Below are 21,040 nucleotides of genomic sequence, written 5' to 3'. Positions count from 1 at the left end.
GTTTAAGTAGAGAAACAGTAAATAGCATTAAAAATAGCAGGGTAATTCGCATATGAATTAGACCTGCTTTTTTGTTGATATAACAAGGATTTCAACCGTTTTTGAGTAGAATTAGTTACCTGATTAGCACCCTAATCGGTCTATATAAGGTTCATCGTAAATAAAACCCCACAGTTTATTCTCCATTCCAGGCATTTTAACCACTCCTTTTAGTTTTCATTCATGGTTTATATATCCAAAAATCCAACCTCATCAGGATGAATTTTGATATTGACGATGAAAATAATGCATGTTTTTTCCTCACATACTATCGTTATATGGGAATAGGCTTTTTTACGATACAAAAAATGGAAAAGAACAGATTCTTCCTCGGATCTATTCCATTTCTTTTGGATTTCATCTAAAGATGAAGTTGAACTTGTACGAGGTCATGGAGATTATTTAAACCTTATTTTCTCCTAATTTTCTTTAAGTAAAGGGCGCTTTCTTTCAAGATATGGTTTGCTAAAACGTCAGCCTTTTTTCTTCCTGACTAACAGGGGATTCCTTTAATGTTTTTGAATATGAAAAAACTGGCGTGTGCCGCTTCACACGTCAGTTTTATATTAAAGCCCATTTATTGATCAGATGAGATTTTTATTAAGAATATTCATAAATAATGTCATTCACCTCTATTGTATGAATCTTATTAATATCTGCATTGTTTTGATCAAAAAGAACAACATTATAACCTGGTCCCATTGCACTATCGAATAAAATCCCATCAAATCCTTTAGATTTAATCAATTCTGTTATGTACTGGGTGGATAAATACTCTATTTCTGATTTATCAGGATCTACAGGAGTACTTAACTCTTGAATGAAAGATGATAATATTTTTTCTATTTCTAAAATGTCATATGGCGATTCGAAATCAAATGGAGATATTGGCTGTCTAAATAAGGCTGCCAATTTTAACTTTTTCTTTGGTTTGATGTGAGCAACAGTTACTTTTGCCCCTTTCCATGGCCTGATTTCAGCTATACATGTTGGCTCATCTACTGCACAATACAAATAACTTATTCCACGAGGATTAGCTCTTCCTGCTGTGGCTATTTCAGCTGGAGGAGCCATCATTTTACTGATTGGGTGTACGCCTAATCTAGCCCTAAATAAATCTATATTTTCGGTATATACTGTCCTTAGTTCTAAAATATCATCAAAACTTTTATTAAAAACATCATTTGTGGCTTCAGGAAAAAATCTGTTACCGTGTTTTATTTCTTCCTTAAATGAATCCCAAATATCTTCCCAATCTTCTAAGGGATGGACAAAGGTAAATGCTTGCGTAATTCTTGAATATAAATTATGTGGATCAATATATTCCTCTGGATCCCATTTTTTATAAGCATTCAAGATGTCAAACAGTAAAGTTTCATCGGTTCCCGTTCCTACAATCCCTTCCGAAAAAACATTCCAATCTTCGTTTATTAGCTCTATAAGACGATCGCCAAAGTCCGATGGGTCATCATGAATTTCGGGATGGTAATATTCATAAGGTTCTGTGCTTTCATAATGTTTAAAAAGCCTATCGAATTCTTCCGTTAATTCATCAACATCAATGATATAAACTTCCTCAGTATGGCAGTAATCACAATTGCCAATCTCATCATATTCTTTAATTTTGAGTATTAGATATATATCTTCAAAGCAATTTTGACAGCATTTCATTTAAATATCACCACTTACCTTATAAATACTTTAATATTCTAGAGATATATATTAATAAATCCCTCAAGTAGTATTTTACTAAATAAAGTTTATAATTTCATCCAAACTGTTGGTTTTTAGCTAAGCGTTGATGAGAATTAACATAACATTTCAGCAACTTCACTTTGAATATCATAAAAGATATTTCAGCAAAAACTAACATTGTGAAGAATTATACGAACGGGTGCGTTACTTGAAAAAGTATTAAGTGATTTTAGGACTAATGCTATATTTTAGGTATTCAATTAAAGGGCGCTATTCTTCGATAAGACAACATAAATGATCTTCAACAATCGGGGGCGATTGCTTAACAAAGTGTCGCCTCTTCTTATTGAAGTAAAGGGCAGTTTAGCATTCCTGTAGATCGTTAAATATCAGGTTTGAAAAAAATAGAGCCCCTCAGTAAGATACGAGTATAGAGTCCAATCTAACTCAGAGTCTTAAGGAGGAAGCCCTACTATGAATTTTAAAATGCAAGACAAACAAAATCAACTAATAGAAAGAATTTCCGATACACATCTTATTGTTGGTGTGGATATCGCTCAACAACTACACGTTGCCAGAGCAGTTAACTTCCGTGGAATTGTAATTGGAGACCCTATTACATTTGAAAATAATGAAGAGGGGTTCGTTAAACTATTAAACTGGATTAAAGATTTAAAAAGAATAAAAAACTTAGATGCAGAAATAGTAGGTGTGGAGCCTACAGGGCATTACTGGATTAACCTATCAAAATGGTTATATAACCAAAATATTGAGGTAGTAACAGTCAATCCCCACTTAGTAAAAAGGAATAAAGAAAATCGTGATAAAACTCAATCTAAGAGTGATAAAAAAGATGCTCTCGTTATCGCGGATATGGTCAAAAACGGCTATTACTCCTTTATTCGCCCATCATCAGAATCATTTGAGAAGCTTAGAGTGTTAATGTCTAATCGTGATGTGATTGTAAAACGTCTCGTAATGTCTATTAATCAAATAAATCGATGGGTAGATGTTGTCTTTCCAGAGCTGAGACAAGTGTTTAAAGATGTTTCGTGTAAAGGTGCCATCGCAACCCTTCGTTTGTTTCCAACTCCATATGAAATATCTTCAATGGAGCAACTAGATGTCATGAGGGGATGGAAGTCATTAATGAAAAGACAACCAGGACCTAAAAAAGCTCAATTACTGATCAATCTAGCAAAATCTTCTATTGGAACTGGACAAGCACTTGATGCTTATAAATTCCATCTAGAACAATTATTAGAAGAATATGACCTCGCTGTAAAACAACTCGAAAGAGTTGAACAACAAGTTAATGAAGTTCTCAACAAAATACCATTTGCAAAAAAACTACTTATGATTAAAGGAATAAGTGAAATTTCATTAGCTGGGATACTAGGTGAGTCAGGAGATCTAAGTGGATTCTCTCACGGAAACTCTCTATTACGTCATGCGGGATTACATCTAGCAGAGGCAAGTTCAGGCAAATGGAAAGGTCAGATTGTTATTTCAAAGCGTGGAAGGTCAAGACTACGACGCTTCCTCTACTTAGCAACTATGAGCCTTGTGATGAATAACCCTGAGTTTAAAGCAGTCCATTCCCATAATGTGAAGGTAAAAAAGATAAAAAAAATGAAGTCAATAATGAAACTGATAGGTAAACTAGCAAGGATTTTTGTAGGAATAGCACGACGAAACGAGTCTTACTGTCCAAATAAAGTCCAAGTATTATCCCCTTTAGCAGCATAGAAATAAAACATTAGTTATATAAAATGTATCATATAAAATAGTTAACTTTAATTTTGAATGTTGTCTTATTCGTAGGATTTCAAATATGTACGGAGTACCAGGTTTCTTCAACAAAAGGGCACTGTGACCCATCAGTTTAGCATAACTGGCCTCCACCCCTTGGATAGGCATGACGAAGGAATGAGAGGGCAATTGACCCGTTGAGACATGGGAGGGAAAGCCTCCAGGGGCGGCGTGGAGATGTGCATTATATGGTAAAATATGGAGTGGTAGCTGACTCCTTTATTTAACTATGCCTTCACGAAGCCAAAATGATCTGAACTCATTTCATTTACACGTAATCCAATTACAAGGGGTATGAAATCCTGCGAATAAGTGAGCATTCGAGAGAGATTCGTATCAAACTGAGGGAGTTGAAGAAGGATATATATAAGGAAAGACCGATTATCGGTTCGGTCTTCGACATTCTCATCTTTTTTACATTATTTTCGAATTCCAACACCTAAAACTTTTTTAGAACTTTTATCAACATATACAGCAATTGGACCGAGATCTCCGTTATCATCTGTTGCAAATTTAACTTTAAACACTGGGACATCTTTTATGTTAGTTAATTTTTCTACTTATTAACAAATTACACCTCACCACCTTTAATAATAGCAGGAAAAAAAGATATATTCTTTCCTGAAAGTAGATTAAATAAAGTTACAAAAGAAATCATCACAAATTTAACAGCATTCAAATCCTACGATATAGGACATTTCCCTTTAGAAGAATATTTAATAAAAATAAATAATGATATTAAAGAGTTTTTAAATGACTATTATAAATAATACCGTTATTCGATTTTGTCTATTGTTTCGATATGTGCGGAAAAGGCACCGCCGCCCATTTGCTAAATTCCTGTTACATGTTGACTGAAGACTGTTCATCTGAAGTATATCTAAATAAAAAAATTGAAGAAAAGCACGCTGGGAGAGCGTGCTTTTCTTTGTTTATGCTATTTACTAACAGACTTTAGTTTAAGCATCATTCACTAGCTTTAACTTGTAATGGAGGCGGAATCAGCCAACCCTTTTCTTTATTAAGTTTTAACATTTTAGCACCAAATTGAGCTTTTGCTAAATGAAATAAACCATACATCACTCCTATATCTTCTCTTATTGATTGACCTATTACTTGACTGCAAGCAACTAGACCAGCAGCTACATCCCTAGAGACAGAAGCACTAATTTCTGGATCACTAAATCTTGCTCCAACAGGGATATCTTCTAATTTAGCAATAGGGCGTTCTGGTGGTGCAGGGGGTAAACCAATCCCATTCGCTTTAAGAAGTTCTTCTATTTGTTTATTTTCATTTTTTAAACCTTCAATTGCTTCTTCAATTAGCTTTTTTAGATCCTGATCACCAGTGTGATTAATAAAAGCCTGATAGCCTGAAATTAAGCCGTTATTTGTTAAAAGGTTAGTCCATGTACCAAAAATCTCTCCGTAATGCATTGGTTCATCTTTTGGGTTACCACTTAAAATTCCCATAACTACACTCCTTATCGTCTTTTGAAAATTCATGATTTTCTCCTTTAAAAGGAAAGTGAACACAGGGAATATTATTAGATATTATATTTGAATTTATTCAAAGGTTGTTTCGACTTACGATAGTAATTGTTCTCAAATTCAATAAGTATAAAAAAATGTACAAAAGGGATAATAACCTTGAGTATGAAAAAAAATTAAAAGGAGAATTACAATGATTAGAAAACAATTAGTAATTATTACAGCCCTTGTTCTTTCATTAGGACTTTTATTCGGTGGGAATAATGCTTCAGCAAATAATAATGACAATTATAATGATACAAACATGACAAGAAATGTTGCAGCAACAAATGATGACGATGATGATATGGATTGGGGATGGATCGGGTTAATTGGTCTGGCTGGGTTATTAGGTCTAAGAAGAAGAGACGACCGAAAAGACTAATTTAGACTTGAATTTTGATATACACTTTTTTACTTCAATAAATTCAAAACGCAAAAAGACAGCCGGCATTTAAATTGGCTGTCTTTTTGCGTTTTCTATAAAAGCTGATAACGTCTCAACTAGGAGAACCAATACCTTGAGTTATATTGGGTAAAAAAGTTTCTAAATCCAATATACTGGTTTTATTATTTGTGACTATGTAAAGAAATGGCGATTAAGCCAAAAAGGATTAAATGGTTACTTATTCGAATACATAATTAGGATAAAATTCGCTGCTCATATTCAACAAACGGGCAGTTTAATTGAAGAGTGGATTCAACTTTTTGTTCAGCAATCGGGCCAAATAGCTGAATAGGGATTTTTAAATAAATCCATAATATAAAATGTAATAGTTAAGCTACATAAGGGAATCAGTATCGAAAGAAGTGATGGTGTTTAGCGATCAAATATTTTTTTGAATTGTTACGAAGCGAATAAATGAGTTAGAACGCTGACAATATATAAAAAGTTAATGCAGGTTGCAGTATGAACCAAAAGATAAAGATATTTACCTATATAAAATGGAGGTTATTTATCATGCTAGAAGTAGAGCTGGATATCTTTCTCCGGGGTGTCTAATCCTAAATGGATTTTGTCCTAGACAGAAGAGAAGGAATTGCTCGAAATTATAACTTCCGATCCGACACAAATTTCACCAGTACATACCCCTGAGGAGAAGTTTGGCCTTGGCTATCGTGGATTGATTGTCCGGGAGATTAAGTCGGATGATGGCATTTGGAAAAGGACTAATCGGACATTAGAAAACCCACTCCCTTGGGCGTTCCGTGTTGGGAGCAAACCAGAGAAGCAGGTCGCTGCTGAGTGGCTTTTGCAAATACCAGAAAAGAAATGCAGTAAAGTAACGGACGAACTACGTGAAGTGATTGAAGAAGGTGTCGTATTAGTACCAACGTCTCGTGAAGTTGTTGATTTGACCACTAGTAGAGAAAGTAGTAAAGTCCCCCAATCAGTAAGATGGGAGACTTGCCATTCCAATTTATTTTATAGCAATGCATCTACTTTCAATCAGCCTCAAAATATTTCTCACAATAATTGCTATCCCTTCGCTAGCAATCATGTTGGGGGTGGGCGCTGGGCTCATCCTGGCCTACACGGAGGTTATCCAGCTAGGGAATTCAATTGTAGTGAAGTACAAGGTGGTCTATATGCCGATGGTTGGACTCATCATGGTTGCTGGCCGAACGCATTGAAGGTATTGATTATTGCATGCTTCATATTTCCAGGCCATGATTTTCACTTTTATCGGATTGTCTCGGAAGGGCCTCGTTGGTTGTGGACCCACAAACAAGGAGACGGCCCAGCTAGACACACAGATAATAATGGGCGGACTATTGAAAATGATATTACACCTCTAAACTGTAACTGAGACGTTACACAGATTTCTGTGGTTTTTTTTATCAGAGCAACAATACTGCCTTTGTCAAATCCTATTGACAAAGGCTAATTTAATAAAAAATGAGATCAACCTATTGGCTCGAGTGGCCACTGGTCCAAGCGTACCACGATGTCGTTGTCTATCCATAGAGTGCTGTCCCCTACTACCTGTATGTCGAAGCGGACCTCAAGTTCTGCCCAAATGGGAATACCAGGGAAGATTTGGTCGATGACCACCGGTGGCATCGGTTTAAACCCAGGCAACAGTTGTTTGTGTTGATCTTTACCAGCACCCTCTATAAAAATAAGCTGCTCGCTTTCGACGTTGTGACCGATTATTCTCCTATTATCGGTTCCCGGCGGAGAGAAGACGTGCTGGAAGATAGTTTGTCTTTTTATTAGCGAACATTTACTCCATTTGTCTCCAGCGAAGATATCCGGAGCAGTTGTACCTCCCGAGATTAAACCGAATAAATCTAAACGGGGGACGGAACGCCATGGGCCACGTTCTGGACGTGGAATCCTGTCTGGACTGAGTACGTAACGAGCTACTACCCCGAAACCTGTTTTAAGTAACGAGCCACTATTATAGCTCAACCTGCCTCTGAAAGTGAAGCCATTTGCTGTTGTCTCACCAGTAAAGGGAGGGTTAAGAACTAATCTTGAATCGGAAAACCAAAAGTCCCGTGGTAACAGCCCACCCACATGGTGAATCGGACCAAGAGGTCCCTCCGATCCTATGCCCTGCCTCATTGTAGGATATTGCCACCACTGTGGCACAAAAAACATCTCATCACACCCTTTCTTTAATTAATATATAACGGTATACTTTGTCTCATACTTAGAAGGCTGATCATTTTAAAGAAAAATTGACTATTTGTGAAAAGTTTAATCAAATTCTGTATTACGTGGATTTTACCCCATTCTTCAACGGGGGCGTTAGTTCAACAAGCTAAAAGCGATTTTTAGGAATAAGCCCATATCTTAGTTATTCCATTGATATGAACGAAACTGTCAACCCACCACACACAAATGTTTTTAAATGGTGTTTGATTCAGCAATGAATAGAGTTATTCCTTGTTCAACTTACAAACCAAATATCCTTTCGGATTTAGCTTGTCAAGGGCGCACTTTCCCTTGATAAGCTAAATCCTAAATGGATACAATCCTAAAAGTTGAATAAGGAAAACCTTAAAAACTTGGCACGAAGGCAAAAACGTTGACGGTGGTATACAAACTGATATGCGTGGGTTGGGTACCACATTTCACTACATCCGTCACGGAGCTGCCTCTGACTAAAGGCGCACGTTCGGTTCTTAGAACCTAGTGCATAATGGAACATGAGGGTTCTCCTTCCCGGGAGTTTGCCTTCGAGCCAAATCTTCAATTTTCAATCACAAAGATATTATTCGATAAAAAATTTATTACATAGTTTAATTTTTAATCTACTTAAGCAACATTCAAATCAATTACTTGCTTATCCTCAATGGCACAACCGATAGCCCAAATAAATCCAAGTAATTCTCTGGCAACACCAACAACAGCTACTTTTCCGCCTTTTCCTTTAGCAGAGATGCGATGATATTTCATATGAAGACGGTGTTGAGCCTTCCAAGCAATACGTTTTGCCTCTGGATCTTGACCTTCTTGACGTTTAAGCAATTCTCCTTTAAGAGATGGCCGATGGCGATAAGACCAACAAACTTCTACTATTGAACGACGAATTTGGGAGTTTCCGGTTTTAGTAATTGAACCTTGCCAACGACTAGATCCACTCGAGTATTCTTTAGGGACGAGACCAGCATATGACATCAGTTGTCTTGGATTTGAAAAGCGAGAGAATTGTCCAATTTCAGCTACTAATGTAACAGCAGTTACTTCTGCGACTCCTCTTAATGTTTGGAGCGCTTGAATGACGGGAGCATGTTCACTTTGAATGGCTTCTTCATGTATTTGAGCTTCAAGTCGTTTCATACGCTCCTCAACTTCATAAATGGCATGGAGATATTCTTGAAAAACAATACGCTGAGAAGCTCTTTCAAATGTTAATCGTTTTAACCATTCACGATGTTTTACGGACCAATTTCGAACTCCTTGCGGAGGACGTATTTCATGGCGAAGTAAGAGGTGAACAAGACTCTGGCGAGAACTTTGTAAATCCTCTCGAGCATCATGACGAGCACGGATTAAATCTCTCAATGCTTCATGATCTTCATCTGGAACCCATACAGAAGTAAGCTCTCCAGCACGAAGTAGCTGAGCTAATCTAGTAGAATCCCTTTTATCTGTTTTGACGCGATCGCCCGAACGCTTTGGGATAAGAGAGGGTGCAACAACCATACATTCAATGTCCATAGATAGAAGTAATCGATAAATTCCATACCCAGTAGGTCCTGCTTCATAACAAACAAGTAGATTTTCATGATTTCCTAACTTTTTCATTAGTTTGCGAATATCTTCTGGTTTATTTTGAATAGTTCCATGAAATCTAGGTTCACCACGGCCAGGGTCAGCAATCGCAACAGCAATAGTATCTTTAGATACGTCTAAACCAACAAATTTTTGAACATCCTTCATAATAACGGCTCCTTTTCGTGTGTAGCTCTACACTCGGTTTTTTATTTTGGATAGTAGCATTATGACCAAGTGCAACCTACGTTAAGCGATGGGAGCCGTTTCGTTCATTATGACTAAAGGGGGATATAATGGAATAACTTATTAACTCAGTTCAACAATGAACTGAGTTTTATTATGTAAAAAAACACCGCTAAAAGCGGTGCGAATTAGTGTACTAATCCTAATGCTATTCGCGGTGCTAAATACCGTGTGATTTCAGGTTCTCCCAGTTGTTGGTTGAGGTGGCAAATACTTTTTTTGAAAAAACCCGCCAAAAACCCGCCCGAAGTTTAATTCTTTTTAATCTATTTTGATTTTCACAAATAAAAAAACCTTGATTTATCAAGGTTTTAAATGCAATAAAATCTATTTTAATGTCTTATCCATTATGGTATTTGTACATCCAAAGTATTCCGGATTTAAGCAGTCGCGGAACCCGTCCAATTAGAGGGCGGTCATTCACAAGGCCGAAACCATGTTTCTTTCCAAGCGACCCTAATACGCCTTTCAGCTTGAAGGCAGGGAAATCCTGCGGCAATTCTTCGCCATTCCACTTTTTAAGCAGAACTTGAACGATTTGTTCAGCCTGAGCTTCAGCAAGCTGTGCACTTGGTGCATGAGGAAGACTAGCACAGTCTCCAACAACAAATGCATCCTCATGATGCGGAAGGTGATGCTGTTTTGTAAGCACTACACGGTCCTGAGGATCTTTATCAACTGGAAGATCTCTTACGACTTTGTTCGGCTGAATTCCTGCAGTCCATACGATGGCATCGTATGAAACAGGCTCATCATGATTATATAGAACATTTTGTTCTACCTTTGTCACGTTGGCACTGTTGATAATGGTTACGCCATGATCTTCAAACCAGCCTTGAACATATTTGCTGAGACGTTCTGGAAAACTGGACAGAATGTTTTTGCCGCGGTCATAAAGAGTGATCTTAAGATCTTTTCTGCTTTCTCGGAGCTCACTGGCAAGCTCAACGCCGCTTAGTCCTGCGCCAACGATTGCAACCGAAGCACCGCCGCTTAAATTGTTAAGGAGCTGGTAGGTTTCTCTTGATTGATCGATTGTCTGAATGCTGTGGGTAAACTCTTTTGCGCCTGGAACATTATGATATTTATCTTCACAGCCTAATCCGATAATAAGATCATCATATGAAATCGGTTCCTGATTATTCAGATGAACCTTTTTTTCTTCAAGATCAACCGAGGTTATTTCCCCGAAAGTTACGTGCAGGCGCTCATGCTCTGGAAAATCTACGCGTATATGATGGTCTGAAATCGTTCCCGCAGCCAGTGCGTAATATTCCGTTTTTAAACAATGATAGGGATTTTTATCTATGAGTGTAATGTGCACATCATCAGGCAGCTGACCTGGGAGCAGTCGATGAAGGACGCGCATGCCGCCGTATCCTCCGCCAAGAATTACTAAGTTCTTCATTGCAGATTCCCCTTTTTCTCCTCTATTAGTGAGTGATATTCTTATCTATAGGTTAAATCAGTTATTAAGAAAACCTTTGCAATATGCCATCTAAAAGTATAACGAATTTGATGATAAACCACAATATATTATGAAAAAGTCGTCTATTAATCAGTAAACCCGCCATTAGTAAATCACTTTAATGAAAATGTGTTGGTATTTATGAAAAAAGTATAACATAAAACGTAAATTATTGACGATAGTACATAGAAAGAGGTAGCATAGGATTGCAGGTGTGAGGTGATGAAGTTGAAACCAATAATAGAATTTTGTATAAGCAATTTAGCGAACGGTTCACAAGCTGCTTTGGAAAAGTTAGAAAAGGATCCTAATCTGGACATTATTGAATACGGATGTCTTGGATATTGCGGAAAATGCTATGCTTCTCTTTATGCCCTTGTAAACGGTGAGGTTGTAACTGGGGAATCATCTGAAGAGCTAGTTAAAAACATATATGATTACCTGGATGAGAATCCTATGTTCTAAGCAAAACGCGTACATTTAGTACGCGTTTTTTTACTGCTGGAGAGTCTTAAATAAAGTCCTGCATTGTGACGTGTTTTTCAGTACACCTGACTAAATGGCAAGCTTGTATGGTGTGGATTGCCTCTTTTACACTTCTCTTTTTGCAGAAATTCAGGTTTCCCAGTTTGCCCGTATCTTTTCATTAATCAATTCTTCTGTCCGAAGAGGAAAAACAGGCGAGAACTCTTCTGACATTGAATAGCCGCAGGCAGGGCATACAATTACATAGTAAAGGACAGGGTTGAATTCATTCTGCCTATATTAAGAACAAAAGTCGCTGTCATGTTCGATTGCACGTATGCAGCTGCTTCTTACTTTTTTTGTAGTATATGTATGCATGCAAATCAGACAGTTTATATTTTTATCGTATAGGAAATCAAGCTTATTCATATTGAAAAAACCTCTCTGTATACTGGGTATATTTTAATGAAATCATATCATATTTGCAGGTAAAAAGTATGATTTGTTAATAAAATACATTATTTGAATAACTTAAAGCAAACAGATACAAAATAAGATTAGACAACTAGCCCCTTGCCAGCCTTTAAGTGCAGTCATAGCAGGGGATTTAATGTTTTAATCATGGAAAAAATCACAAATAAAAGCTCCCTGCACCAAAGCAGGGAGCTTTTATTATCTATAACAAACGGGGGATATTTCTATTGTGATCCTGTTTCCAGCATTTTATACTTATAAAAAGAGAAAAAAGAGGGAGATCAGCATGAAACAATTCCAATTCACAAAAATGCATGCACTCGGCAACAATTATATATATGTAAATATGTTTGAAGAACAAATTGAAGAGTCTAAACTTCCTCAGCTTGCAAAGGAAGTATCCAATGTATTTACTGGGATCGGTTCAGATGGACTTATCTTAATTTGTCCATCTGAAAAAGCACCAGTAAAGATGAGGATTTTTAACAGTGATGGTTCTGAAGGGAAAAACTGCGGAAATGGTCTTCGCTGTGTTGCAAAATATGCATTTGAGAATAAACTGATAGATGAAAAAGAATTTTCGATTGAAACACTTTCAGGTTTGGTTCATGCAAAGCTCGAAGTGAAAGATAATGAAGTCAGCAGAGTAACAATCAATATGGGGCAGCCAAAGCTTGATCGTGCAGAAATTCCTATGGCCGGCACTCCTGATGAAAAAGTAATAAACGAACAGCTTGAATTTGCCGGCGAAACCTATCATGCTACAGCCGTTTCAATGGGAAATCCGCATCTTATTTTCTATGTGGACAGCATTGAAACAGCTCCAGTGTTAACACTTGGGCCAAGGGTTGAGAAAGATCCTCTTTTCCCTGAAAGCATCAATGTAGAGTTTGTTGAAGTGGCTGCCGAAAACGAACTTCATTTCAGAGTGTGGGAAAGAGGTTCAGGTGTTACACAGGCATGCGGAACTGGTGCTTGTGCAGCCGTTGTCTCTTCTGTTCTCAATGGATATACGAAGAGAGGAATGGATACAACTGTCCATCTTGCCGGCGGGGATCTTCTTATTAATTGGACGGAAGAGGGAAATGTTTTAATGACTGGCCCAGCAGAGGTCATCTGTACAGGTGTTTACTTCTGCGATAAATAGCAGTGCAGGGTGTTTCATTTGAGAGTTCCGGATGGATTGGGTATACTTAATGTATAGCCTTTGGATTATTGGCAAAGGAGGAACAAGAAAATGAATGATTTTGTAATAATTACTGAAGCAGCAGCTTATCAGATAAAAGATATGATGAAAGAAAATGGCGAAGAGCAGGCTTTTCTGCGCGTTGGCGTAAAAGGCGGCGGCTGCAGCGGTTTATCTTACGGCATGGGTTTTGAACAAGAACCGAATGAGGATGACACTCAGTTTGAGGTACATGGCATCAATGTGCTTGTCGATAAAGAAAGCTCCCTTATTTTAAAAGGGACAAAAATTGATTTTAAAGAGTCCCTAATGGGGGGCGGATTTACCATCGATAATCCGAATGCGATTGCTTCATGCGGATGCGGTTCATCTTTCAGAACAGCTGCGAATACTGGTACACCTGAAGAGTGCTGAATATAAAAAAAGACATTTCATTGGCAAAAAGACGCCAGTGAAGTGTCTTTTTTATTTCTTGTTCCGTAAAAACAAGAGAGTGAAAATGAAAAGAATCGCAATAAAAATTCCCCCAATAATTGCATTAGTTTCTAGCTGATGTTCCAGATTCACTTGCTTTTCCGGTTTTTTTCCTGCACCGAGTATTCTTATATCATCCCCTGCGTCTGTGAGCAAATTTGTTCGTTCGCATAATCCGGTCTCGAGGTTATTCTTATCTCCGAATGCATAAACAAGGTAATTTTCACCTTCAATGAAATCCACTCCACACCCTGCAGAGTCCCGCTCTGTTTCAATCATAAGCTGTGATTGAGAAGGGCCCTTCCAGATAAGATCCACATCAATTAACACTTTTTTCTGGCTGCTTACAGTGACCTTTAATACTTTTCCTGAAAAAATGGCTGTTTTGTTTTCTAATTCTGATTGAACGGAAGGCTGCTGCGCACAAGAACAAGCATAGCCTTTTTCTTCATGTACTAAAATGCCTGACAAAATCATCGCGCATAAGATTAGTTTCCATTTCACACCATTTCCCCCTCCCTTGAAAATTTAGTCGAGGATAAATAGAAAAGGGTTTCAGGTTCCAATTTAAAAACAAAGGACAAATAGCGGGCATATAGTATGGATGTGTGAATAGAGAAAGGAGCTTGAATAATGAATTACAATCCATATCCATATCCATATCAGATGTATAATCAATTTCGTCTTTCATCAACAGATGAATTAAATGAAGGCCTATATAAATGGGTAAAATTAACCTTTACAAACGGTACGGAAAAAGAGGTATTTATATTCTACTTAGATAAACAATCAGGTGCGGTGTTTATTTTGTCATTTCCCGCATTAACGACAAGTCAGGCGAATGTGAATGATATTAAATCCTTCGAAGTAATGCCGGAACCTCCAAAAATAGAAGAAGAGGCTCCTCAAGAATCAGAAGAACAAAACGGCGGGACAGAAGGCGATCAGGAAGCCGGTCAAATGCCGGGAATGGGTCAACCTGGTGGAATGCAGGGCGGTCAGGAAAGTCCATTCGGTCAAATGCCGGGAATGGGTCAATCTGGAGGAATGCAGGGCGGTCAGGAAAGTCCATTCGGTCAAATGCCGGGAATGGGTCAACCTGGTGGAATGCAGGGCGCTCAGGAAAGTCCATTCGGTCAAATGCCGGGAATGGGTCAACTTGGTGGAATGCAGGGCGGTCAGGAAAGTCCATTCGGTCAAATGCCGGGGGGGCAACTTGGTGGAATACAGGGCGGTCAGGAAAGTCCATTCGGTCAAATGCCAGGGGGGCAAAATGGGGGCACTCAGGGCGTTCAGGAAAGCCCATTCGGTCAAATGCCGGGGATGGGTCAAACTGGTGGAATGCAGGGCGGTCAGGGAAGTCCTTTTGGTCAAATGCCTGGAGATGATCAAAGCGGCATGCCGTTTGGCGCCCAAAGATTCCAGCAATGGAATCAGCCGGTTTATTACAATCCATACAGCAATTACTGGCAGCAATAAGTTCTGCAGCGTTTATTCCAATAAAAAAGAGGAAAAGCAGACCGCTTTCCTCTTTTTATTGTAGGAATATAAAGTTTTGCACATTAATGGCTAGCGGAAGCGACTAGCTGCCCGGCCAGAACGGCTTGGACAAAAAAATGTCAAACCCGGGCTTTTCGCCGGATCTTATCTGCCATGTCTGTGCTAATCAAGGCGCTTTTGCTTTTCTTATTATTTTTCAAATAAGCTTGTGCTGTGAAGCGGCTGAACTCTTGCTTTTGGATCCATATAAGCTTTCGCATTATTAACAGCAGTTGGAGCTTCACCAAACCCGCTTGCGATCAGTTTTACTTTTCCTTCATATGTGCAGATGTCCCCTGCAGCATAGATGCCTTCAACGTTTGTTTCCATCTTGCTGTTAACGACAATTGAGTTTTTCTCAATTTCAAGACCCCAGTTTTTGATTGGGCCAAGTGATGAGACAAATCCAAAATTGACGATGACAGAGTCAACATCAATGACTTCTTTGCGTTCGCCTTTCACTTCTTCTAATACTACTTGTTCAATATTAGCTGAACCTGTTAATTCTTTTGGAACGAATGGAGTGAGAACTTGAACTTTTGAGTTATTCAGGTTTTCAACACTATGCTCATGAGCACGGAACTTATCTCTTCTATGGACAAGTGTTACCTTTTCAGCAATTGGCTCGAGCATAAGTGCCCAGTCAACAGCAGAATCTCCGCCTCCGCAAAGAAGAACTCTCTGGCCGGCAAATTGATTTAAATCATCAATGAAGTAATGAAGATTTGCTTTTTCAAATGAAGCAGCTTCTTCAAGTTCAATTTTACGGGGCTGGAACGCACCGTTTCCTGCAGTAATGATAATCGTTTTAGAATAGTGAACTTCTTGATCAGTTGTTAATTTAAACACGCCGTCAGCCTGTTTTTCAACAGTATCAACTGCTTGCTCTAAACATACTGTCGGCTCAAACTTGGCCATTTGCTCTTTTAGATTGTTTACCAGCTCCTGTGCGCGCACTTTAGGAAATCCTGCAACATCATATATGTATTTTTCAGGATATAAGGCAGAAAGCTGACCGCCGAGCTGCGGCAAACTTTCAATGATTTTAACTGAAGCCTGGCGCATGCCGCCGTAAAAAGCTGTGAACAAACCAACAGGTCCGCCGCCAATGATCGTTATATCGTATACTTTTGTGTCTTCCTTCACAAATATCCCCCCGCTTGTAATTGATAATAATTCTTAATTATAACATATCATATCTCTTTAACAATTTCATCTGGTACTTGAGTAAAGAGATGTGCTTGTATGATGAATATGATTATTATAGAGAATGTTTTTATTTTTGTAAAATTCTTAACGTTTCTAATCCTTCAATTTGGTCTTGAAAAATATATCGCAGATGCTATTATGTAATATAGGAATTAATTATATTTCATGTTACTACTCACAGAGTTTTAGTATTATTTTTGAAAAGTTAAGTGAACATTTTCACATACTTTTTTAGGCAAAACAAAATAAAATGTTGTGAAGCAGCGGAAGATAATTAGTATAGAAATTATTTCATTCTTTACAACAAATCAGAAAAAAAGGTGGATGTGATTCGGTTGAGAAAGCCCAAAATAGTAGTTTTAGGTGCAGGTTACGGCGGATTAATGGCAGTTACACGTCTTCAAAAAATGATTGGTGTAAACGAAGCAGATCTTACACTGGTTAACAAAAATGATTATCACTATGAAACAACATGGCTTCACGAAGCTTCAGCAGGTACATTGCATCATGATAAAGCAAGATACCAAGTGAAAGATGTTATTGATAGCAGCCGTGTAAAATTTGTGAAAGAAACAGTTGTTTCCATCAACAAAGATGAAAAGAAAATTGTTCTTTCAAATGGCGAGCTTGAGTATGACTACCTTGTGATTTCTCTTGGATCTCATCCAGAAACATTCGGAATCAAAGGCTTGAAGGAGTACGCTTTCGGTATTACAAACATCAATGCAGCGCGTCAATTGCGCGAGCATATCGAATATCAATTCGCTACTTACAACACAGAAGAAGTAAAACGCGATCAGCGCCTTGCAATCGTTGTGGGCGGAGCTGGCTTCACTGGCATCGAGTTCCTTGGCGAACTTGCTAACCGTGTTCCTGAGCTTTGCCGCGAGTACGATGTTGATCATAAGAAAGTACGCATCATCTGTGTAGAAGCTGCTCCAACAGCTCTTCCTGGATTTGATCCAGAGCTTGTAGAATACGCTGTAAACCACTTAGAGCGTAAAGGGGTAGAATTCAAAATCGGCACAGCCATTAAAGAATGTGTTGAAGACGGCATCATCGTTGCAAAAGATGACGTAATGGAAGAAATCAAATCTGATACAGTTGTATGGGCAGCAGGTGTGCGCGGAAACAGCATCGTTGAAGAAGCTGGCTTCGAAAACATGCGCGGACGTGTAAAGGTAGATTCTTACTTAAGAGCTCCAGGCCATGAAGATGTATTCATCATTGGCGACTGTTCTCTAGTAATCAACGAAGAAATCAACCGTCCATATCCTCCAACAGCTCAAATTGCTATGCAGCAAGGTATTACAGCTGCTAAAAACATTGCTGTGGCCGTTCGTGACCAGGGTGAAATGGAAGAATTCAAACCAGACATTAAAGGTACAGTTGCTTCACTTGGCGAAGATGACGCTGTAGGTATGGTATTTGGCAAGAAAGTAATGGGAACAAAAGCTTCATTCATGAAAAAAATGATTGATAACCGTGCTCTATTAATGGTTGGCGGAGCAGGATTAGTCGTTAAAAAAGGTAAATTTAAATTTTTCTAAGAAGTAGAGTAAAATAAAAGACAAGAGCCTTGAGCTTTTGTCTTTTTTTTACCCGAAAAAATCTAATTTAATATAGTAAGTCAAAAGGGGAGGATTACGGTGGCAAATAAGCGGGGGAATGTATGGATTGCTGTATCTGGTGTAGTTGAAAACGAAAAAGGGGACTGGCTTGTCGTGAAAAAGAAGTACGGCGGTTTGAAAGGAAAGTGGTCTTTTCCAGCCGGATTCGTAAATGAAGGGGAAACGCTTGATGAGGCGATTGTTCGGGAAATTCATGAGGAAACGGGAATTGAAGCAGAAGTGCAAGGTGTTATTGGAATTCGGTCAGGCGTCATTCAAAATACAATCAGCGATAATATGATTATTTTTAAATTAAAGGCTATCTCTTCTAAAGTCATTGTACAGGAAGATGAACTGTATGAAGCTTCTTTTTTTTCTCCGCAAATTCTTAAGGACGACGAGGATGCATCGTTGCTGCTTCAGTCATTTGCTGAAGAAGTGTTTGAGAAAATGCTTTATAAAGTAGAAGGTCTAAACCCTGGTGATCAGTTTGGATACACGGTATATCAATTATTTTTATAATTTTCAAAATAATAAGAAAAATTGAGAAAATAAGAGGAAGAGCTTGATGTATTCGCTTACATCAAGAATCCCGTGAGATTTTCTCCCTTTATCCTTTACAAAGAACCTGATATAGTATCTTCAATATCAAAAAAGAGATTCTTGACAAAGGGGAGAATAGATGATGAATGCATCTGCTATTGAAAAGAAAGAATGTCCATATTGTTCGGGTAAAGGTTATTTTCAATTGCTACTTGGCGGTTCGGAAACGTGCGATTGCTGCAATGGAACAGGAAAGAAGTCTTCATAAAACGTTCAATTTTTTTACAATTGACTGATAATCGCTTGTTCAGTACACTTAAATAGGTGTACTGGAGGCGATAATTTGTTTTTACCTGTATTGATTATTTCGATGCTTTTATTCTTTGTTTTATTTTTTGGAATCGGTTTCTTGCTGAATATGCTGCTTCGCATGTCTTGGATCATGGCAATTATCTATCCGATTGTTTGTATATTGATTGTAGATAATGTGAGAGTCACTCAATACTTTACCTCACCTGGACCATCTTTTTCATCTTTAGGAGAGCGTATTCTATCTTTGGCTTTGGCAGATATTCTAATACTCGCCTGCGGTTTTATCGGAGCGATTGTCTCCGGAATTGTTATTAACATGCTCCGCAAAAGAGGCTATCAAATGTTTTAAAAGGTGATCTGTACAACGTGTACAGATCTTTTTATTTGCAGAAAATTAAAACTTGTAAAATATGGAATTCTCTCTATCTTGAATATTTCGTTTATTATTTGGAAACGATTATTGATGTGAGAGGAGTGAACACATCGTAAATGGATAGGACAAAAACCTGGTCAAGGCGTCTATTAATGACACTATTACTTCTAGTAGCGCTCGGTACCACTTTAAAAGCTTTTTCAGGTGTAGAGGCAAAGGATCTGTCTGATATAAATGGGTGGAGCAAAGGCATCTTGGAAAGTGAAAGCCATCCGTATAAGCTGACAGGCCTTATCCCAAAATCTCTGCACAATGAAAAAACTGTCGCAACTGCGATTTCTTCAAGCGGAAGTTCTTTAAACCAAATGTCGCTTGAAAATGAAATTAACTTGTCGAAATATCCGAAAAAAGAAGTAACAGCAACCGGATACACGGCAGGCTATGAATCAACAGGCAAAAATCCTGAACATCCCGAATATGGCATTACGTATTCTGGTGTGAAAGTAAAAAGAGATTTGTATTCAACAATAGCAGCTGATTTAAGTGTGTTTCCGATAGGAACCATTCTTTTTATTCCGGGTTACGGCTTTGGTGTTGTAGCAGACAAGGGCGGAGCGATTAAGGGGAATGAACTCGATCTTTATTACGATACTGTTGAAGAAGTATTTCAATCCTGGGGCAAAAAAACGTTAGACATATATATCGTTCAAAAAGGAAACGGACGATTAACTGAAAATGAACTGACGAAACTGAATGAAGATAAGTCTATGCAGGCATTTCGTCAAAAATACATAAAGCCGAAAACAAAAAGTTAACTAGCGCAGTGACTCCTTGCCTGAGTCCCGCGGCCTGAGGAGATTTCTGCAGAAGTGGTTAATCTTGAAAGTCATGGAATTAATCTCGAAAGTCATAGAATTCATTGATCAACTTGAAATCATAGGGAAATAATAAAAATATAGAATAAATGAGGATTCTCAACTGCGGAAAAAGCCCAGGTTATAACACCTGAGCTTTTTCTATGTATTAGAAGTTAAGTAATCTGTCTCTTCAGGCTGCGGAAAGTGTTCCGGATGAAGGATGACAGCAAGTTTCGCAAGCCCGTTTAAGAGTCTGGGTGATGGTCTGCAATAAAGCTGTTCCTCAAGAAGGTGAATCCGATTTTCCCTTACTGCTGTAAGGTTTTCTGCCGATTCCCGCTTCAGAACATGCTGGACTTTCATTCTGCTTTGCTTAACGCCGACCCATGCAAGACAAATATGATCAGGATTTCTGCGGAGAATGTCATCCCAGCTGGTTTGGACACTCGCAAGCTCCACATCACGGAAACTATTGCGCCCTCCTGCCAACTCACACATTTCAGTCAGCCAGTTTACTTGACCAGGTGTAAAAATTGGATTAGGCCACCATTCAAAATAAACAGAAGGACGGTAATCAAGTTTTGATGCTTTTTCTTTATAATCCTTTAAAATCCCATAATAGCGGGAGACAACTGCCTTGGCTTCTTTTTCTTTACCTGCCGCTATACCTACGGCCATAAGATCGTTTCCTATATCATCAAAAGATTGGGGATTTAAAACAAGGTGAGGAATATTCCTTTTTATAAGCTCTTCAACGTTTTTTTCCATACCCGGCACACTCAATGAAGCTAGAACAAGGTCAGGCTGCAGTTGTTCTACAAGATCCATATTAATGGATAAGTCAGGTCCAAGACGCGGCAGGTCATTCACTAGTTCCGGCCAGTCTGAATAATCGTCGACTGCGATGAGATCGTCAGTCAGACCTAAATAGGCGGCAAGCTCTGTATTGCTTGGACAGATGGATATAAGCCGCAAAGTAA

20 protein-coding genes and 1 pseudogene are annotated in these 21,040 nt (G+C 38.4%); 12 read left to right on the top strand and 9 right to left on the bottom strand.

Annotated features, from left to right (window positions below; all coding sequences use genetic code 11):
• Window positions 1–639: 639 nt before the first annotated feature.
• Entirely contained in the window at window positions 640–1,710 is a 1,071-nt protein-coding gene (locus LIT25_22805) for an RES domain-containing protein (GenBank protein ID USK33320.1), read from the bottom strand.
• A 498-nt stretch (window positions 1,711–2,208) separates the two neighbouring features.
• Here LIT25_22805 and LIT25_22800 point away from each other — a divergent pair, with 498 nt between their 5' ends.
• Window positions 2,209–3,483, top strand: a complete 1,275-nt coding sequence (locus LIT25_22800; GenBank protein ID USK33319.1) for an IS110 family transposase — start codon at window positions 2,209–2,211, stop codon at window positions 3,481–3,483.
• Between the two features lie 1,029 nt (window positions 3,484–4,512).
• Here the strand turns inward: LIT25_22800 and LIT25_22795 are convergent.
• Window positions 4,513–5,019: a DUF3231 family protein gene (locus tag LIT25_22795; GenBank protein USK33318.1), complete on the bottom strand. Its 507-nt coding sequence runs from the start codon at window positions 5,017–5,019 to the stop codon at window positions 4,513–4,515.
• Window positions 5,020–5,233: 214 nt separating this feature from the next.
• On the opposite strand from LIT25_22795, the gene LIT25_22790 reads away from it, so the two are divergent.
• Together LIT25_22790 and LIT25_22785 are read left to right on the top strand one after the other, a co-directional pair.
• On the top strand, window positions 5,234–5,461 hold the full coding sequence (locus LIT25_22790) for a WGxxGxxG-CTERM domain-containing protein (GenBank protein ID USK36383.1): 228 nt from the start codon (window positions 5,234–5,236) through the stop codon (window positions 5,459–5,461).
• A gap of 655 nt (window positions 5,462–6,116) precedes the next feature.
• Window positions 6,117–6,887 (top strand): hypothetical protein, encoded by a 771-nt coding sequence (locus LIT25_22785; GenBank protein USK33317.1) that lies wholly within the window; start codon window positions 6,117–6,119, stop codon window positions 6,885–6,887.
• A 95-nt stretch (window positions 6,888–6,982) separates the two neighbouring features.
• On the opposite strand, the gene LIT25_22780 is transcribed toward LIT25_22785, so the two are convergent.
• From LIT25_22780 to LIT25_22770, 3 genes are all read right to left on the bottom strand, one after another.
• Window positions 6,983–7,684, bottom strand: a complete 702-nt coding sequence (locus LIT25_22780) for a hypothetical protein (GenBank protein USK33316.1) — start codon at window positions 7,682–7,684, stop codon at window positions 6,983–6,985.
• A 660-nt stretch (window positions 7,685–8,344) separates the two neighbouring features.
• Window positions 8,345–9,472, bottom strand: coding sequence for an IS110 family transposase (locus LIT25_22775; GenBank protein USK33315.1), 1,128 nt, complete (start codon window positions 9,470–9,472; stop codon window positions 8,345–8,347).
• Window positions 9,473–9,890: 418 nt separating this feature from the next.
• Window positions 9,891–10,958: an NAD(P)/FAD-dependent oxidoreductase gene (locus LIT25_22770; protein ID USK33314.1), complete on the bottom strand. Its 1,068-nt coding sequence runs from the start codon at window positions 10,956–10,958 to the stop codon at window positions 9,891–9,893.
• Between the two features lie 282 nt (window positions 10,959–11,240).
• On the opposite strand from LIT25_22770, the gene LIT25_22765 reads away from it, so the two are divergent.
• On the top strand, window positions 11,241–11,483 hold the full coding sequence (locus LIT25_22765; protein ID USK33313.1) for a YuzB family protein: 243 nt from the start codon (window positions 11,241–11,243) through the stop codon (window positions 11,481–11,483).
• Window positions 11,484–11,633: 150 nt separating this feature from the next.
• Here LIT25_22765 and LIT25_22760 read toward each other — a convergent pair.
• Window positions 11,634–11,912: pseudogene (locus LIT25_22760) on the bottom strand (DUF2225 domain-containing protein).
• A 331-nt stretch (window positions 11,913–12,243) separates the two neighbouring features.
• Between LIT25_22760 and dapF the strand changes: the two are divergent.
• Together dapF and LIT25_22750 are read left to right on the top strand one after the other, a co-directional pair.
• Window positions 12,244–13,104, top strand: coding sequence for a diaminopimelate epimerase (dapF, locus tag LIT25_22755; protein ID USK33312.1), 861 nt, complete (start codon window positions 12,244–12,246; stop codon window positions 13,102–13,104).
• A 90-nt stretch (window positions 13,105–13,194) separates the two neighbouring features.
• On the top strand, window positions 13,195–13,557 hold the full coding sequence (locus LIT25_22750; GenBank protein USK33311.1) for an iron-sulfur cluster assembly accessory protein: 363 nt from the start codon (window positions 13,195–13,197) through the stop codon (window positions 13,555–13,557).
• 51 nt (window positions 13,558–13,608) lie between these two features.
• Here LIT25_22750 and LIT25_22745 read toward each other — a convergent pair whose 3' ends face one another.
• The gene (locus LIT25_22745) at window positions 13,609–14,121 is read right to left on the bottom strand and encodes a hypothetical protein (protein ID USK33310.1); all 513 of its coding nucleotides are present in this window, start codon (window positions 14,119–14,121) and stop codon (window positions 13,609–13,611) included.
• A 129-nt stretch (window positions 14,122–14,250) separates the two neighbouring features.
• Here LIT25_22745 and LIT25_22740 point away from each other — a divergent pair, with 129 nt between their 5' ends.
• Complete coding sequence (locus LIT25_22740) at window positions 14,251–15,096, top strand: hypothetical protein (GenBank protein USK33309.1); 846 nt, start codon at window positions 14,251–14,253, stop codon at window positions 15,094–15,096.
• A 210-nt stretch (window positions 15,097–15,306) separates the two neighbouring features.
• On the opposite strand, the gene yumC is transcribed toward LIT25_22740, so the two are convergent.
• Entirely contained in the window at window positions 15,307–16,302 is a 996-nt protein-coding gene (yumC, locus tag LIT25_22735) for a ferredoxin--NADP reductase 2 (protein USK33308.1), read from the bottom strand.
• Window positions 16,303–16,691: 389 nt separating this feature from the next.
• On the opposite strand from yumC, the gene LIT25_22730 reads away from it, so the two are divergent.
• The 5 genes from LIT25_22730 to LIT25_22710 all read left to right on the top strand — a co-directional run bounded on the left by LIT25_22730 (window position 16,692) and on the right by LIT25_22710 (window position 20,018).
• Entirely contained in the window at window positions 16,692–17,915 is a 1,224-nt protein-coding gene (locus LIT25_22730; protein USK33307.1) for an NAD(P)/FAD-dependent oxidoreductase, read from the top strand.
• A gap of 99 nt (window positions 17,916–18,014) precedes the next feature.
• Complete coding sequence (locus LIT25_22725; GenBank protein ID USK33306.1) at window positions 18,015–18,497, top strand: NUDIX hydrolase; 483 nt, start codon at window positions 18,015–18,017, stop codon at window positions 18,495–18,497.
• A 163-nt stretch (window positions 18,498–18,660) separates the two neighbouring features.
• On the top strand, window positions 18,661–18,786 hold the full coding sequence (locus LIT25_22720; GenBank protein ID USK36382.1) for a YuiA family protein: 126 nt from the start codon (window positions 18,661–18,663) through the stop codon (window positions 18,784–18,786).
• Window positions 18,787–18,888: 102 nt separating this feature from the next.
• Window positions 18,889–19,179, top strand: a complete 291-nt coding sequence (locus tag LIT25_22715; GenBank protein USK36381.1) for a YuiB family protein — start codon at window positions 18,889–18,891, stop codon at window positions 19,177–19,179.
• A 140-nt stretch (window positions 19,180–19,319) separates the two neighbouring features.
• On the top strand, window positions 19,320–20,018 hold the full coding sequence (locus LIT25_22710) for a 3D domain-containing protein (protein ID USK33305.1): 699 nt from the start codon (window positions 19,320–19,322) through the stop codon (window positions 20,016–20,018).
• Window positions 20,019–20,219: 201 nt separating this feature from the next.
• Here the strand turns inward: LIT25_22710 and LIT25_22705 are convergent, their stop codons facing one another.
• Window positions 20,220–21,035 carry a cobalamin-binding protein gene (locus tag LIT25_22705; GenBank protein ID USK33304.1) on the bottom strand — a complete coding sequence of 272 codons (816 nt, stop codon included), beginning with the start codon at window positions 21,033–21,035 and terminating at the stop codon, window positions 20,220–20,222.
• Window positions 21,036–21,040 lie beyond the last annotated feature (5 nt).

The sequence above is a fragment of the Bacillus sp. F19 genome (assembly GCA_023823795.1).
In the GTDB taxonomy this organism is placed as follows: domain Bacteria; phylum Bacillota; class Bacilli; order Bacillales; family Bacillaceae; genus Bacillus_P.
Note: the sequence above shows the minus strand (reverse complement) of the source record. Positions and strands in the feature narration are given on the sequence as shown.